Annotated in this window: 12 protein-coding genes and 3 pseudogenes; 8 read left to right on the top strand and 7 right to left on the bottom strand. The window is 58.8% G+C overall.

From position 1 onward, the window contains the following. Nucleotides 1-10 precede the first annotated feature (10 nt). Nucleotides 11-448 (bottom strand): hypothetical protein, encoded by a 438-nt coding sequence (locus E4K65_RS25415; protein WP_135176465.1) that lies wholly within the window; start codon nucleotides 446-448, stop codon nucleotides 11-13. Between the two features lie 76 nt (nucleotides 449-524). On the opposite strand from E4K65_RS25415, the pseudogene E4K65_RS25410 reads away from it, so the two are divergent. Continuing rightward, nucleotides 525-668, top strand: a pseudogene (locus E4K65_RS25410) (Na+/H+ antiporter NhaA); the annotation flags it as partial. 524 nt (nucleotides 669-1,192) lie between these two features. Here the strand turns inward: E4K65_RS25410 and E4K65_RS25405 are convergent. From E4K65_RS25405 to E4K65_RS25395, 3 genes are all read right to left on the bottom strand, one after another. Then, nucleotides 1,193-1,981 carry an ABC transporter ATP-binding protein gene (locus tag E4K65_RS25405; RefSeq protein ID WP_135176446.1) on the bottom strand — a complete coding sequence of 263 codons (789 nt, stop codon included), beginning with the start codon at nucleotides 1,979-1,981 and terminating at the stop codon, nucleotides 1,193-1,195. Continuing rightward, a complete protein-coding gene (locus E4K65_RS25400) occupies nucleotides 1,975-2,913 on the bottom strand; it encodes an ABC transporter permease (RefSeq protein ID WP_235885728.1) in 939 nt (312 codons plus the stop codon). Before E4K65_RS25400 ends, E4K65_RS25405 begins: the two co-directional genes overlap by 7 nt. Before the next feature lie 101 nt (nucleotides 2,914-3,014). After that, on the bottom strand, nucleotides 3,015-4,142 hold the full coding sequence (locus tag E4K65_RS25395; RefSeq protein WP_135176445.1) for an ABC transporter substrate-binding protein: 1,128 nt from the start codon (nucleotides 4,140-4,142) through the stop codon (nucleotides 3,015-3,017). A gap of 370 nt (nucleotides 4,143-4,512) precedes the next feature. Between E4K65_RS25395 and E4K65_RS25390 the strand changes: the two genes are divergently transcribed. Both E4K65_RS25390 and E4K65_RS47460 read left to right on the top strand, forming a co-directional pair. After that, nucleotides 4,513-4,842 carry a hypothetical protein gene (locus tag E4K65_RS25390; RefSeq protein WP_135176444.1) on the top strand — a complete coding sequence of 110 codons (330 nt, stop codon included), beginning with the start codon at nucleotides 4,513-4,515 and terminating at the stop codon, nucleotides 4,840-4,842. Nucleotides 4,843-5,149: 307 nt separating this feature from the next. After that, complete coding sequence (locus E4K65_RS47460; protein WP_167771119.1) at nucleotides 5,150-5,302, top strand: hypothetical protein; 153 nt, start codon at nucleotides 5,150-5,152, stop codon at nucleotides 5,300-5,302. 99 nt (nucleotides 5,303-5,401) lie between these two features. Here E4K65_RS47460 and E4K65_RS25385 read toward each other — a convergent pair whose 3' ends face one another. Next, entirely contained in the window at nucleotides 5,402-6,247 is an 846-nt protein-coding gene (locus E4K65_RS25385) for a hypothetical protein (protein WP_135176443.1), read from the bottom strand. A gap of 472 nt (nucleotides 6,248-6,719) precedes the next feature. Here E4K65_RS25385 and E4K65_RS48790 point away from each other — a divergent pair. Together E4K65_RS48790 and E4K65_RS25375 are read left to right on the top strand one after the other, a co-directional pair. Next, nucleotides 6,720-7,031: pseudogene (locus E4K65_RS48790) on the top strand (winged helix-turn-helix domain-containing protein); the annotation flags it as partial. A 1,035-nt stretch (nucleotides 7,032-8,066) separates the two neighbouring features. Then, nucleotides 8,067-8,330 carry a DUF1127 domain-containing protein gene (locus E4K65_RS25375; protein ID WP_135176441.1) on the top strand — a complete coding sequence of 88 codons (264 nt, stop codon included), beginning with the start codon at nucleotides 8,067-8,069 and terminating at the stop codon, nucleotides 8,328-8,330. A 508-nt stretch (nucleotides 8,331-8,838) separates the two neighbouring features. On the opposite strand, the pseudogene E4K65_RS25370 reads toward E4K65_RS25375, so the two are convergent. Further along, nucleotides 8,839-9,039 (bottom strand): annotated as a pseudogene (locus E4K65_RS25370) (RraA family protein); the annotation flags it as partial. 109 nt (nucleotides 9,040-9,148) lie between these two features. Between E4K65_RS25370 and E4K65_RS25365 the strand changes: the two are divergent. After that, a complete protein-coding gene (locus E4K65_RS25365) occupies nucleotides 9,149-10,489 on the top strand; it encodes an adenylate/guanylate cyclase domain-containing protein (protein ID WP_135176440.1) in 1,341 nt (446 codons plus the stop codon). 358 nt (nucleotides 10,490-10,847) lie between these two features. Here E4K65_RS25365 and E4K65_RS25360 read toward each other — a convergent pair whose 3' ends face one another. Continuing rightward, nucleotides 10,848-12,173 (bottom strand): MFS transporter, encoded by a 1,326-nt coding sequence (locus E4K65_RS25360; RefSeq protein WP_135176439.1) that lies wholly within the window; start codon nucleotides 12,171-12,173, stop codon nucleotides 10,848-10,850. A gap of 470 nt (nucleotides 12,174-12,643) precedes the next feature. On the opposite strand from E4K65_RS25360, the gene E4K65_RS25355 reads away from it, so the two are divergent. Together E4K65_RS25355 and E4K65_RS25350 are read left to right on the top strand one after the other, a co-directional pair. Continuing rightward, a complete protein-coding gene (locus E4K65_RS25355; protein WP_135176438.1) occupies nucleotides 12,644-13,345 on the top strand; it encodes a Crp/Fnr family transcriptional regulator in 702 nt (233 codons plus the stop codon). A 372-nt stretch (nucleotides 13,346-13,717) separates the two neighbouring features. Next, nucleotides 13,718-14,002, top strand: a complete 285-nt coding sequence (locus E4K65_RS25350; protein ID WP_209312086.1) for a hypothetical protein — start codon at nucleotides 13,718-13,720, stop codon at nucleotides 14,000-14,002. Nucleotides 14,003-14,027 lie beyond the last annotated feature (25 nt).

Below are 14,027 nucleotides of genomic sequence, written 5' to 3'. Positions count from 1 at the left end.
CGCGGAAGGGCTAGCCCCGCTCGCGGGGGCGCTGCGGCGACTGAGGATTGTTGGCGGGATTGGTATCGTACTTGGATATTCGCGTGATCAGCCCGCTAGTGGCGAGCGGTTGCAAGTCCGCCTCCAGCGCCTCGGCAATCTCTTTGGTATAGACCTCCCGATCGTCCACGTAGAGTGTAAAGGATTTCAAATACTTTTCCTTTTTCGTCGGATTCTCGATCGTCGCCTTCGTCCATTGGTAGAGCGGATAGTATTCGACGCCGTGCTCTTCTGCTACGGTGACATACTCCGCAAAGGCGTCAAACTGGCATTTCAGCGCAGCGCGATGCGCTGCGAGGATATCGAACAGCGGCGCCAGTGCCGGATCACGGAGTTGTCGGTGTACCGATTCCGCCGTAGCAGAATCGTTCACATCGAACCTAACTTGATACTGCCACTGAGAAGTCACGCTATTCTCGCCTTCTGGTCGCACCCGATTTACCCCATTTCCGATCGCAAGGCGCGACCGCTCCCTCACGAGCAGGTTTACCATGTCGATCTTCATCTCAATGCTCGCCTTCTCCGATCAAGGACTATTGAGGGCGGCGAAACTGGGCGTACTCTTCGGTTCGCTTGTCGCCGCCACACTCGGCCTTGGCTGGGGCGCCATCTACGTTCGACGTCAGTGAGCGGCTCCAATGCTTTTCAAAGCTCCGCACGTATCGTTCGCCGTTGAGGTTCTACCCTCCGGGATTACCCGGTGAGGATCGTCGAAACTGGCTTGCACGTAAATCCGAAACATCCCCGGCGACTTCCGCCGTTGGCCGATATTGTTGCAAAAGTCTTTTTGGGGTGGCGAACGAAAATTTTTAGAGCCGCCGATGCGTTTTACGCGCGGCGACGTGAGGGACCATATCGTTTCACCCAAAATCGATGACGGACCTCCGTACTGGCGTTGAAAAAGCGACGCAGCGGCAGAGAAGTCCAAAGATCAACTTTCGCGAGATTTTCCGGGTCGCTCGATTTTCGACTTTTGCAACAATATCGGCTCCAAGCCGCCAATAAAAGACGGGCAGAGCATGTCCGCTCTGCCGGGTACATCAGACGTCTACTTGTTCAACGATTTCGGGTTCAGGACCTCGGAAGACATGGCTCTGGTTCAACTTGCTCTATGATGCGTATAAGAGTCCGTCGCGGTGAGCCGCTTTGACGGCTACCATGCCTCATCGAGGCCGAGTTGCTCGAACACCTCGCGACGAAGCTCAACGAAGTGCGGATCGCCCCGGTGGCGAGGATAGGGCTGGCTGTTGACGACTTCGGCCTTGATCCGTGCAGGTCGGTCGCTCAGCACGATGACGCGGCCGGCGAGCAACAGCGCCTCCTCGACATCGTGCGTGACCAGCAGCGCCGTGAAGCTCGAGCGCTGCCAAAGTGATACAAGTTCCGCCTGCATCGCGATGCGAGTCAGCGAGTCGAGCTGGCCTAAAGGTTCGTCGAGAATGAGCAGCTTCGGGTCGTTGACAAGCGCACGCGCCAGAGCCGCGCGTTGCGCCATGCCGCCGGAAAGCTGGTGCGGGTAGGCATTGGCGAAGCCCGTGAGCCCGACCAAGCGTAGTGCGTCTTCAATGCGTCCGCGATGGGTGCGCAGCAACCCGCGGGCTTCCAGACCGAGCGCAACGTTGCTCCATACCGTCCGCCATGGATAGAGCGTGGGGTCTTGAAAAACGACGACGCGCGACGGATCGGGTGCTTCGATCTCCCTTCCCTCCGTTAGCAGGGAGCCGGCCGTTGGAGTGTCGAGCCCCGCGACCAGCCGCAGCAAGGTCGATTTTCCGCACCCACTTGGTCCCAGGAGAGCGACAAATTCGCCGCGGCCGACCTGCAGGCTGATGCGGTCCAGTACCGGCAGGGGCTGCCCTTCGAGATCGAAGCGATGGCTCACCTCGCGGAGCGTTAACGTCGATCCACGGACCGCGTGATCGCTTGCGATCGCCGCTACCATCGCACCAGACCTTTCTGCCAGGATAGCAAGCGATCCCGCAAGCTGAACAGAAGCGTGATCAGCCCGGAGCACAAGAACGCCATGAGCAGCAGAGCGGCGTACATATTGGCATAGGCCGCCCAACCCTGCGCCCATTGCAGATACCAGCCGAGCCCCGCCTTCACGCCCAGCATCTCGGCTACGACAAGAACCGCAAACGAGTTGCCGAGACCCATAAACAGGCCAACAAAGACATGTGGCATTGCCGCCGGAATGGCAACCTTGAGCACGAGGAAGCGCTGGGTTGCGCCCAATGTCCGCGCAATATCGTAATAGGCGCTCTTCACGCCGGCGATGCCCGACCATGTGAGCACGGTAACCGGAAACCCGGTGGCGAGCGCAATCAGGAAAATGCTAGCGCTGAAGCTCGACGGGAAAACGAAAAATGCGAGCGGCAGCCAAGCCGTCGCGGGCAGCGGCCCGATGAACCGCAAAACTGGGTGGATCCAATAGCCGGCGCGCCGCGACCAGCCGATCGCCACGCCGGTCACGAACCCCACCGCCGCACCGAGAAGATAGCCGGTCGCGAGCAGACGAGCTGAGGCGAAAATACCTTCAGCCAACCGCCCCCAATCGTCGATTGCGACTTCGACAATGGCCTGCGGTGGCGGGAAAAACGGCAACGGCAGCAATCCGAGCTTTGCTGTGACGGCCTCCCAAGCAGCCAAAAACATCGCGAGCGCGAAGAGCCACGGAGAAAGCCGCTGGAGACGCTGAAAAGCAACGAAACGAACGCCGGCTAAGGCTGCCACGGCAAGGGCAAGGGCCAATGCGCCGCAGGCAATGGCGAAGCCGCCCGTGTAGGCCCAATCACTCTCGGGCCTATCCGGCCAGAACGCAGTGAACGCGGCGACCATGGACCATGCCGCGGCAACAGACAGTCCGCCGATCAACGACCGCGTGGTCGAACTTTCAAAAAAGCCGAAACCCGATTGCTCTGATGGCCTCGGCACTTCATCGATGACCGAGCTCACTGCGGATCGTCCCAATCGGCTCAGCTTAGAACGTCAAGATAAATCCGGTCGGCGAACTTGGCCGGGTCGGTGCTTCGCTTGATGACGTTCACTGCCCTGAGTTCATCGGTGTAGAGTAGAAGTTGCTTCTTGAGCTCCGCCCCGACGGGATGCCTGTGGTGCGTATGGCTACGATACATAGTAGCGAGATCCTCTAGAGACCCTCTCCCGCCGTAGCCCGAATAGATTGCTGCGGCATCGGCGGGATCGCTGGCAACTCGATCTGCCGCTTCCAGTATTGATCGTGTCAGAGCGGCTGCCACCGGCATTTCGCTTCGGGTGAGGCTGCCACGTATCGCGAGAACGCAGCAGGTGCGGTCGGCGAATTCACCCGTTAAGTTCGTCGCGATCTCGTTGAGTTTGCCTTCCTTAAGCCAAAGATAGGGCAGCGGATCTATCTCGGCCAGCGCCTGCACTTCGCCCTTATCGACGGCAAGCGCGAGCAGATTGGCCGGGTACTGGCGCCACTCTACCTCTTGGGCCGGATCGATGCCCTTCTTGGCGAGGTAGATCGAAAAGAAGTTCTTCGCTGGGCTCGCTTGATCGCTAATCGCGATAGCCTTGCCGCGCAGCGACTCCAGGCTGTCAATATTCGCTGCCTTGGAGCCGAGGAGCCGGATGCAGCCGCCGTGCACACCCGCAGTGATCCGAACGTCGAAACCTTGCTCCAGCGGTTTGAGCCAGCGCAGGGCCAATCCCAAACCAGCATCGGCCTTGCCAGTTGCAATCGCCTCCAACAACTGGTCGGTCGAACCGCCGAAATTGACGAAATCGACATCGAGGTTGTGCTTCGCGAAGATACCCCGTTCCTTTGCGACTGCCGCAGCGACCGTGCACGCTGCGTTCGCGTTCCAGGCGATTTTTAATTGGTGGGGTGGGCCCTGCAGCTCTTCACTGTTCGCTGCGGCGCGGCAAATAAAAGGCCCGCCAGGAATATAAGACAGCGATCCAGTCCCGGATGCCGTCAGCGCGCGAGCCGCTCCGAATCCGAACGGCGCGGCGGCGCCGAGGGTGCAAACCAACGTCAGCACCGAGCGGCGGGAGAAGGCGCCCCGCTTCGCTTCGGACAGACCTTTCGTTAAGCTGGTGCCAGTTTCACGCTTTTCCATGTGTCGCTCCCAAACTCGCGTGTGAATGAGAACCGGGTGGCGCTTTGCGGGGCCTTAGCTTGCCTCTCTTTGGGCATCATCCGAGCCCGTCTGCTACACAGGTGTGAAGACGCTCATATTAACGCAAAAAATTGGAAGGAGATAGCTGCGGCGATGAAAGGCTCTTGTCAATCGTGTTGACCTACTCACGGCATCGTCTGTCGCATGTGATCGCGATCGGTGCGGGTAGATGATCGATATTTCGGTCGTGCGCGCGCGCCCGCAATGGAGCCTGCATTGCGCGAATTGAGCGACGCCTGTACCGCTTCGCTTGCTTGATCGCGGGCATGTCATCAATGTTGCGCCCCTGACATCCTTACAAGGAGATCGCATGATTACCGCCGTTGTACGATACAAACTGCCGCCGCAGATCGACTACGCCGCGTGTCGCGAGCACTTTCACAAGATCTCACCCAACTTCCGCGAGGTGACGGGGCTGATCAGCAAGCACTTCATCTGGTCCGAAAGCGGCTGGGCGGGCGGCGTGTACCAGTGGGAGCGCATCGAGGACGCCAAGGCGTTCTACACCGGGCCGTGGCTCGAGGGCATCATCCAGCGCTACGGCAAGAAGCCGCAGATCGATCTATACGAGGTTTTTGCGGTGACAGACAACACGTGCGGCAAGGTTGAACTGTTCAAGGAGACCGTCGCCTCCAAATGACCCCGAGCAGATCGAGCTCATCTGCTGCGCTAGCGCGTCGAGGTGGCGGTTGCGTTCAAGATGGCACGCAGAGCCCTCGCGTCGTCGTAGATGCGAATCAACGCCGTGACCGAATGCGCGGATCACTTCTGATTTTGGCCCATCGCGTCAGTTGGTCCGATGCAGCGGTTTGTCTGGAGTTGGGGGTAAAGCCGACCTACCGGCTGAGCGCCCGGACTTCTCAGTTTGACCCAATTGAGACATCGGTCGCGTTCCAGCGTACCCTATATGAAGGGCTACAACCCGCCGACTCAGGCACCGACCAAATTTGACTGGTGATCAACTTCAAGACCGCCAAAAAGCGCTCGACCTCGACGTGTCGTTGCATCTCCAGCGGCCCACCGACGAGGTGACCAAACAATTGGAGATGCTGTTTGCCGCCGGTTCCAGCCAGCCGATGATCTCTTTGTTGACGTGGTGAATTGCGAGTGCGAGGTGCGTTTCGGTGGACTTAACGCAGCCGAAGCAGATGACTCCGCAATCAGTGTGGATTGGTGCAGTCATCCGCCCAGGGACCTGGTTACGCGCCAGTTGTCACGATGCAGTTGATCACAGACGGGTAATCACTTTGCTCCTGTAAGCGAATAAATTCTTTGATTGCGCGATAACACGTCGGCATCGACGAACTTCCACCCATGCTTTGGTTCGCCCAACGATCCAACATGACATGCGTCTTGACAATTTCTGCGTTCGCCGCGCGCAGTATACCGATGGAAGGCGAAGCCGTTTCAAACAGATACTTGTGGAAGCTGATCACGAAAGTATCGCTTCTCGGTAACCCGTTGCCATACGGAAGAGTGTCCACATCCCGCACAGTCTTTATATTTTTGTAAAGCCACTGCGAATCGATCAACGCTTTGCCAATCCCTCTTCCCTCAACGCCAAGCGGAGCAACCCACTCGGGCCCCGGGGCTATGCTGGACCAAAAGATCACGCGATCATCACGGCGGTTCTCCATCGCCTTGAGCATGCAGAGGAATCGTTCCTTTTGTGGATCGTTCGAATGCTCCACCTCGTACTGGAGCTTCTTGAGTTTGTCGGGCCAGGGTATGGGTTTAGGTGGGGGCGGAGGCGGCACAGCGGGAAGATAGATTTTGCGCAGCTTCGGGTCAGCCCCGATGAACGCGTAATTGCGCCCCCCGTCACGGCTGTGGCGGCAACCCACGAGCTCTCGCAAATACCAATTCACCTCCTCAGGAACGTGCGTTTGGAAATTGAACTCGATTAACGCCCACGCATCTATGTGCTCGCGCGCCGCAATTTTCCACCAGTCGTCCGTATCTAAGACTGGATATTCGCGCCCGCCTTTGGGCGGCCACAAGCCGCGTTTCTGCACTGGATTAAGAGGAACTTTGATATTGACCATTCGACGCCTCCCGCACAGTCCGAACCGCAGCGCCATACGCACCGGCCACGGTAGCGAAAGAAATGAAGTTTCGCCGGAAACATCGGAATGGCAACACGTCGGCGACGCGCCGGGTATGAACTATCTCACATTTGTTTTGGCACCAGCCGCTCGCGAACAATGTCGCCCCTTGGCCCATCGCTTCCGTTGACGCGGCACAACCACATGTCGGTTCATAGGGGCAGACCGGAAGTTCGTAACCGAGCGCCAAACCGACGCTATTGAGCGGACCTCATTAGGAGGCCGATTTCGCGCCGGATGCTCCAAGGGAAACGCGGCAGCTCCGCTGACCAGTCCAACGGTAGGAGGTTTCGCACGGCAACTAGGGGTAGTTGATACTGGTTTACATCCTCCGTTCCCAAGGCTTATTGTCTAGCGATATTCGCTGCCCGCCCTCTCTTTGTGATCGAGGGCATGCGCACGGAATAGTATCATGCGCTATTTCTTTGACGATTGTGTATTGGACACTGAACTGCGTGAGTTGCGGCGCGGATCTGATGTCGTGCATACTTCGCCGCAGGTCTTTGATTTGCTCGAATATTTGATCCGCACCAGGGATCGCGTCGTCAGTAAAGATGATCTTATAAGCGCGATTTGGAATGGTCGAATTGTATCCGATGCGGCGCTGACGACTCGGCTTAACGCTGTCCGACGTGCGATCGGCGACTCCGGCGAACGACAACGTTTGATCAAAACGTTTCCACGGAAGGGATTTCGTTTTGTAGGCGCGTTGCATGACGCGGGTCGGTGCACCCCAACCGCGATGATCTCTTCTACAGATGAGCTAGAGGTCGCGCGTCCGACCGGAAAGGAAGCGGTTTTAGTCCCAGTTTCTTCTGAACAACTAACAGGCAAACGCCGATCCCATCACAGACTGGGTCACGTCAAAGGACCTTTGAAGTTTGTCGGCGGTGCGCTGGCATCGATGGCTGCCGTCGGCGCAATCGCTGGCGGTCTTTATGGCTATTGGAGTTTCTGGAAGACGCCACGTACCGATGCAGTTCGGGAAGCTCAAGAAACGGTCATATCCGAAATTAAGTCTCGTCTCTCCATCGTGGTGCTGCCCTTCGCCAACCTCAACAACGATCCAAAGCAGGACCAATTCGCCGACACCATCACAAGAGAACTGACGATCGACATCGCGCGAACGCCCGCCACTTTCGTTATCGGATACGAGACCGCCGCCTTGATCTACAGGGATAGGCCGACCGATCTGAAGCAGTTTGGAGCGGTTCTCGGCGTCCGCTGGGCCGTACAAGGGGCGGTGAAAAGTTACGGAGATCAAGTACGGATCAACGTATCGCTAACCGATCTTCAAACCGCTCGCGACATTTGGTCAGATTGGTTCGACGGTGACCGAACAAATCTTGTTGCTCTGCACAATAACATCACGGCTCGGCTTCTCTGCGTCGCCCACCTGCACCTCCGGCAATATGAAGAGGCCATCGAAAAGTGTAGTCGCTCGTTGAATATCGGCGCAAACCTTCACGCTTACACAAGTTGATTGCTCCGGAGGGGCGAACATACCGCGATGCCCGCACTCGAGCAGGGCCCGCTGCTGCATCAGACAAAGATCAATTCGACGACGGCGATTTGCTCAAGTTTTCATCGGTTCGTGACGAATCTCGCCGGTCGGTGCCTGGTGCTTAGATCGCACTCTGCTGACAGTCGAGAAAATAGAAAAGTAAGTCACTGGTGAGGGAAATGTGAGCGGGGCATCAAGCACGCTCCGTCGTGCCTTGGCAAGGTCGCCCATGGGTAGTTGCCCTAGGAGTTAGCCATGAGCACGACCTATACTGCTGCGGGATCGGTGCAGGCGCCTGCGACGCAGACACGCCGTCGTCCAAACTTTATCGGAAGATATTTCAACGCTTTTTGTGCCTGGCGTATCCGCCAGAGCTTGCGCGAGACGCTGGACGAATTGAGCGACCTAGAACTTAGAGATATCGGGGTAACGAGGGGCGAGATCGACTATCTCGTTCGTGCCGATCTTTCGACCGATCCGCGCGGTTGCCTCGAGCGGGAAGCGAAGTCTGTTCCATAGCGGCTCTGGTCGAAGAACCTCTCGCATCCGCCAAGGGGACTTGTTTAAGGTCCGAGCAAACCTCGAGCGACCTGCGTGCCGCCGAAGGTCTGCTTGTGGCCGATATTGTCGCAAAAGTCGATTTTCGCCGATGACCAAAATTCTACGGGCCGTGGGCGCGACTTTCGCGTACAAGATGCGAGGGACCTCACGGCCTCACGCAAACTTCACAGGCGACTTCGGTAACTCGATTGAGGTCATACGAATCAGCGATCGCTCGCTGCTTAGTGTTTTCGCGAAAAATCTTGAGCCCTGCAACTTTCGACTTTTGCAACACAATCGGCCCTTCGCGGACCTGAACAGCGGGTCCGCTGATGTCCGCTTCATAGTGGCAGAGCAGAACATCTACCTTGGGCTCGAGTTTGACCCAACTCTCGGACCTCCGGGGAGGTCCGCTATTGCGCCGCTTTCAGGGACAGAGCGGACCTCACAAGCCCTGTCTGCGGCGCGGACTTGCCCTCTTTCGCCTTTAATGAATCTCCGCCGAGCGCATCAGCGCCGCCTTCAGCTTCTCCAGCGAGAAGTTGGGGCTGCGAGCGATCCCCAGAATCGGGGTCTCGCGGCGGCCGCAGAGTTCGGTGGCCTCCGGCAGCTTGGCGGCGACGCCGAGCGGGATCACGATCGCGCCATGGCGGTCGGCATGGATCAGGTCATCGGACTTCGCCGTCAACGGGCGGTCGGCGGTCGAGCCCGTTAAATTTGCGACCTGATTTCGCTGGCCTGACGCGGAATGAGGTGCAACACTCGCGCCGCGCAGTCTTGTCACGCAGTAGGCCAACATGGCTGACGTCCCAGCCACTCACTACGTTAAAAGTGACGATGTCCATATTGCCTATCAGGTGATTGGCGATGGTCCGCGCGACCTGCTGTTCGTCCCGGGTTTTGTCTCCAATGTTGAAGCGCTCTGGCAATCGCCGGCGCGCACCTCCTTTTTCCGTAGGCTTGCAACATTTTCTCGAGTCATCATGTTCGACAAGCGCGGCACCGGAATGTCCGATCGCGGTTCCCAGATCTTCACACTTGAACAGCGGATGCACGACGTGCAGGCAGTGCTGGATCAGGTTGGTTCCAAGCGGGCCACCTTGTTTGGCGTGTCCGAGGGCGGTCCGATGTCGCTGCTCTATGCAGCGACCTATCCCGAGCGCACGTCGGCTCTGGTGCTTTGTGGCACGTATGCGCGGCGCTCGTGGGCACCTGACTACACATTCGGATGGACCGATGCGCAGTGGAGCACTTTCCTCGAGGACATTGAGCACCACTGGGGCACGACGGATGCAATGAGTTTGCTGATGTGGGCGCCCAGTGTTGCAGGCAATAAGCAGATACTTGAGCAAATCGCCGCCTACTTCAGGGCTTCAGCAAGCCCAGGCGCGGCATCTTCGATCATGCGCATGAATCGGGAGATCGATGTCAGAGACATCCTGCCCGTCACGCGCGTACCGACTTTAATTTTGCATCGAACCGATGAGCGCGTCATTGATGTGAAGCATGCGCGTTACATGGCGCAGCAGATTCCTTGCGCCAAACTGGTTGAGCTCAGCGGTCAGGACCATACGGTCTGGTTTGGCAACCAGAACGCAATTCTTGATGAGGTCGAAGAGTTCGTCACCGGGCATCGGCAAGCAGCCGAGCCAGACAGGGTGCTTGCGACCGTGCTGTTTGTCGACATTGCGGGATCGACGGAACGCGCCGCCGCATTCGGCGACGGCGCCTGGCGCGCGTTGCTCGACGCGTTCTATGCCAAAGTTCGGGATGTGCTCGGCCAGTATCGCGGGCGCGAAATCAACACCACCGGCGACGGTTTCCTTGCCACGTTCGACGGGCCAGCGCGCGCCGTGCGTTGCGCCAGCGCAATCGGCGATGCGGTGGGTCCGCTCGGCCTGAAGGTCCGTTGCGGTTTGCATACTGGCGAGTGCGAATTCGTCGCTCAGGATATTGTTGGCATTGCCGTTCATATTGGCGCGCGTGTTGCGGCGCTAGCTGCGCCGGGTGAAATTCTGGTATCACAGACGGTTCGCGATCTCGTAGCAGGCTCCGGATTGACGTTTGAAGAGCGCGGCCGTCACGTTCTCAAAGGCGTGCCCGACGAATGGCGTCTGTACCGTGCGGTGACCACCTAGCACGATTTCACCCGCCACGCGGTCAGCGGAATGCCCTCTTCTGGCCCGGCCGCGAAGTGGCATCATTCCTTATTGAGGTCCGTTTACGGGGGCGGAGCGGACGAGATTTGCTCACTCCGAGTTCTTCGCATTTTGACCGATCTGCGACATCGATGCGTCGAGTTTGTTGTGATGCACAACACAGGGATATGCGGCGCGGTGGGTAAGCCGGCGCGTAGCTTGAAATCGCCAGGCTTGTTGATGGCTACCAACTCGTCGTGCTGGCGTCGGCGCAATAATGACCCGAGGAAGCTGAGCCCCCCGGTTCTTTGGTGGATCACGATGAATCCAGGTCTCCGCTGGGACCCGACCTATCGGGTCAAAGGTGATCGCGCGCGAAATCACGATCCTTGACGTCCGGCAGGAGCGCTGTGGTGACAATGCTGATGGTCGCGCAGCCGAAAATGTAGAGCGCGATGGCATAGCCCGAGCCGGTGGCGGCCAAGAGCGCTGTCGCGATCATCGGCGCCGGCCCGCCGGCGACCACCGCGGCCAGTTGAAAGCCGATCGAGGCGCCGCTGTAGCGCAGGCGCGGCGTGAATACTTCGGCAGTCAGCGCCGCCAGCGGCCCCCACATCAGGTCGTGGAAAAAGATTGCGACGATGGTCGCCAGGATCACCAGTCCGGGCACCGTGCTGTTGAGCATCGCGTAATAGAGAAACGCGAAGAGCCCGGTGGCGGCCGCGCCGAACACATACACCCGCTTGCGGCCGAGCCGGTCAGACAGATAGCCGGACAACGGGATCGTGAAGAACGATGTGAACGAGCCGATCAGCAGCGCGATCAGAATGAAGTCGCGCGACAGGTGAAGGACCTGTGTGCCGTACGGGAAGATGAAGGCGATGTAGACGAAGATCGGCGCCATCTCGCCCATGCGCGCGAGGGCGGTGAGGGCGATCTCCCTCGGCTGGCGTTTGAAAACCTCGACGACGGGCGCGCGCGCCACCCGCTGCTCGGCGATCACCCGCTGAAAGATCGGCGTTTCGAGGATGCCGAGACGGATCCACAAGCCGATTGCGAACATGACAATGCTCAGCCAGAACGGGACGCGCCAGCCCCAGCTCAGGAATTCTTCTCCCGACATCTGACTGAACGCCAGGATCGCCAGGGTCGCCAGGAAGAACCCGGCCGGGCCGCCGAATTGCGGCCAGGCTGCAATGAGCCCGTGATTCCGGTTGGTGCGCGCCCACTCCATCGACAAAAGGACCGAGCCGCCCCATTCACCGCCGACGCCGACGCCCTGAAAAAACCGCAGGACGACCAGCAAGACCGCGCCCCAAATGCCGATCTGCTCGTAGGTCGGGACACAGCCGACCAGGAACGTAGACAAGCCAGTCAGCAGTAGCGTCGCGATCAGCGCCGCCTTGCGGCCGATGCGATCGCCGTAGTGGCCGAAGATTGCCGCGCCGATCGGTCGGGCGACAAAGCCGACCGCGAAAGTGGCGAACGCCTGCAGCGTCCCGGTGAGCGGCTCGGACAACGGAAAATACAGTTTCGCGAAGATGATTGCGGCCATCTGGCCATACAGCAGGAAATCGTAATATTCGATCGTCGTGCCGACCGTGCTGGCAATGACCGCACGGCGCAGCTGGGTGCGGTGCTCGAGGTCGGACACCGATCCGGCGGCGATTTCGGCAGCGGTCATTGACGATCCTCCCCGCGGGCATCGGCCGGCCGAGGTCGTTGCCGGCCGACGATAACATTGGCCGCCGGCGAATGCACTCGGCTTACCATCCCGCCCGCGCTGCTCGCCCTCGCTGACGAGTCGATCGAGTAGGACCGACCGCAGCGCACGCCCTTCGCTGCACATGCTCAGGTCCCAAACTGGCACGACCCCGGAGATTCGGTGCGCTTCCCTGACGTCGGGGCGAGCGGAAAAACACTTTCTCAATCTGAGCCTTATGGGTCATGATCCGATTCGGGCCTTGGCTCTGGTCAGTGCTATCGTCTCGCCGTTGCGATGGCTACGGTGTAATTTAATAACGACTGCTCGGCGACGGGAGAGGCGGAGTGTTTGCCTCGATTGTTCTGCTTTTGGAAGCAGTGCTCGCAACGCGGAATGGTTTGGATCCATTCCCGTCGGCGGATTGAGTCCTATCCGAGGCAGCGAGCCCCATGCACCCTGATCGGCAATTGGAGTTTCTAAAGCGCGTCAAAATCCTGGATGCTTTATCGCAGGTATCTTTGGAGGACCTCGCCAAGACGTGCAGATGGCATACTTACAAACGCGGTGAAGAAATACTCGGGTACCGCGATCCTTCGAACAATGTATTCTTTCTTGTCTCCGGCAGGGTCCGCGCAATCATCCACTCGGCACGTGGGAAAGCTATCATCCTTAGGGATCTTAGGACGGGCGACATTTTTGGTGAGATTTCTGCCATCGACGGGAGCCCACGATCAGCATCGATCGAGGCACTGGAGGCGGCCACCGTCGCGACCCTGACCTCTAGTCAGTTTGAAAATCTGCTGCTCAAGGAGCCAAGCGTCGCGATGGCAACGCTGCGCCACATCGCGGGCGAACTGAGAAGATTGTCGCAACGCGTGCTCGAGTTCAGCACACTTGTTGTGCAAAACCGAATTCAGGCGGAATTGCTCCGTCTGGCGGCTGACGCTGGTAGAGACGGAGCGCAACCGTTGTTGTCGCCGGCCCCATCGCTTTCCGACATCGCCAACCGTGTTAGCACTCATAGAGAAGCAGTTTCTCGGGAGGTAAGCCGTCTCACTTCGATCGGTCTGTTGCGTCGAGAGGGACGCAACCTGCGGGTCACCGACATCGGCCGTCTAGAGAAGCTTGTGCGCGACATCAAGGGCGAGTAGCCCATTCCTGGCCTCCTGGTGCGACGTGGCATGCAATGCCGGCGATCGGCCGATCCCACCGCTCAGATTTTTTTCATACATTGGCAAAACTCAACGACCGGTGCGGTTCCTGGGCGTAGCCTCGCCTCACCGCGGCGACGACCATCATGTCCCAATCGGCTCACCGGAAGGCAAGAGTAACGAACGGAGCAAGCCGATGCATAGGTACTTTGCACTGGTAGCCCTCGGTCACACTTGGACTTAAAACGGGCCTCTAATCTCGACCGGTGGAGCTAGCTTGTGAAGGGGCTCACATTACGCGCGGGCGAATTGATTTAGGTCATTTTGGAAGTTGTGGTGCGAATATTCTGTTTGTTTCGGAGGAGGATTGCCATGAAGAAAATGTTCGTGGTGGCCGCTGTTGCGGCGACGGTAGTCGGCTCCCGGGCAGGGGCCGCAGAGCTTCCAAGCTTTGAATTGAAAGGCCTTCCGATCACGCGACATCAGGTCGCAGTAATGGGAGCGCAAGATGTTAAGGAACAGTCGGCGATCCCAACGCTGATGTACGGCGGGATGCCGGCGTCTCCGCATCAGCTCGCGGTCCTGACGCCGCGGCCCAGCATGACGGCGAAGGCAACGGCCGTGAAGCTGACCACAGTCGGCTTGTCAGAGCGATAAGGCGACGGCGGCGCTTGCTGGTGTA

It is taken from the genome of Bradyrhizobium niftali, assembly GCF_004571025.1.
Lineage (GTDB): Bacteria > Pseudomonadota > Alphaproteobacteria > Rhizobiales > Xanthobacteraceae > Bradyrhizobium > Bradyrhizobium niftali.
Note: the sequence above shows the minus strand (reverse complement) of the source record. Positions and strands in the feature narration are given on the sequence as shown.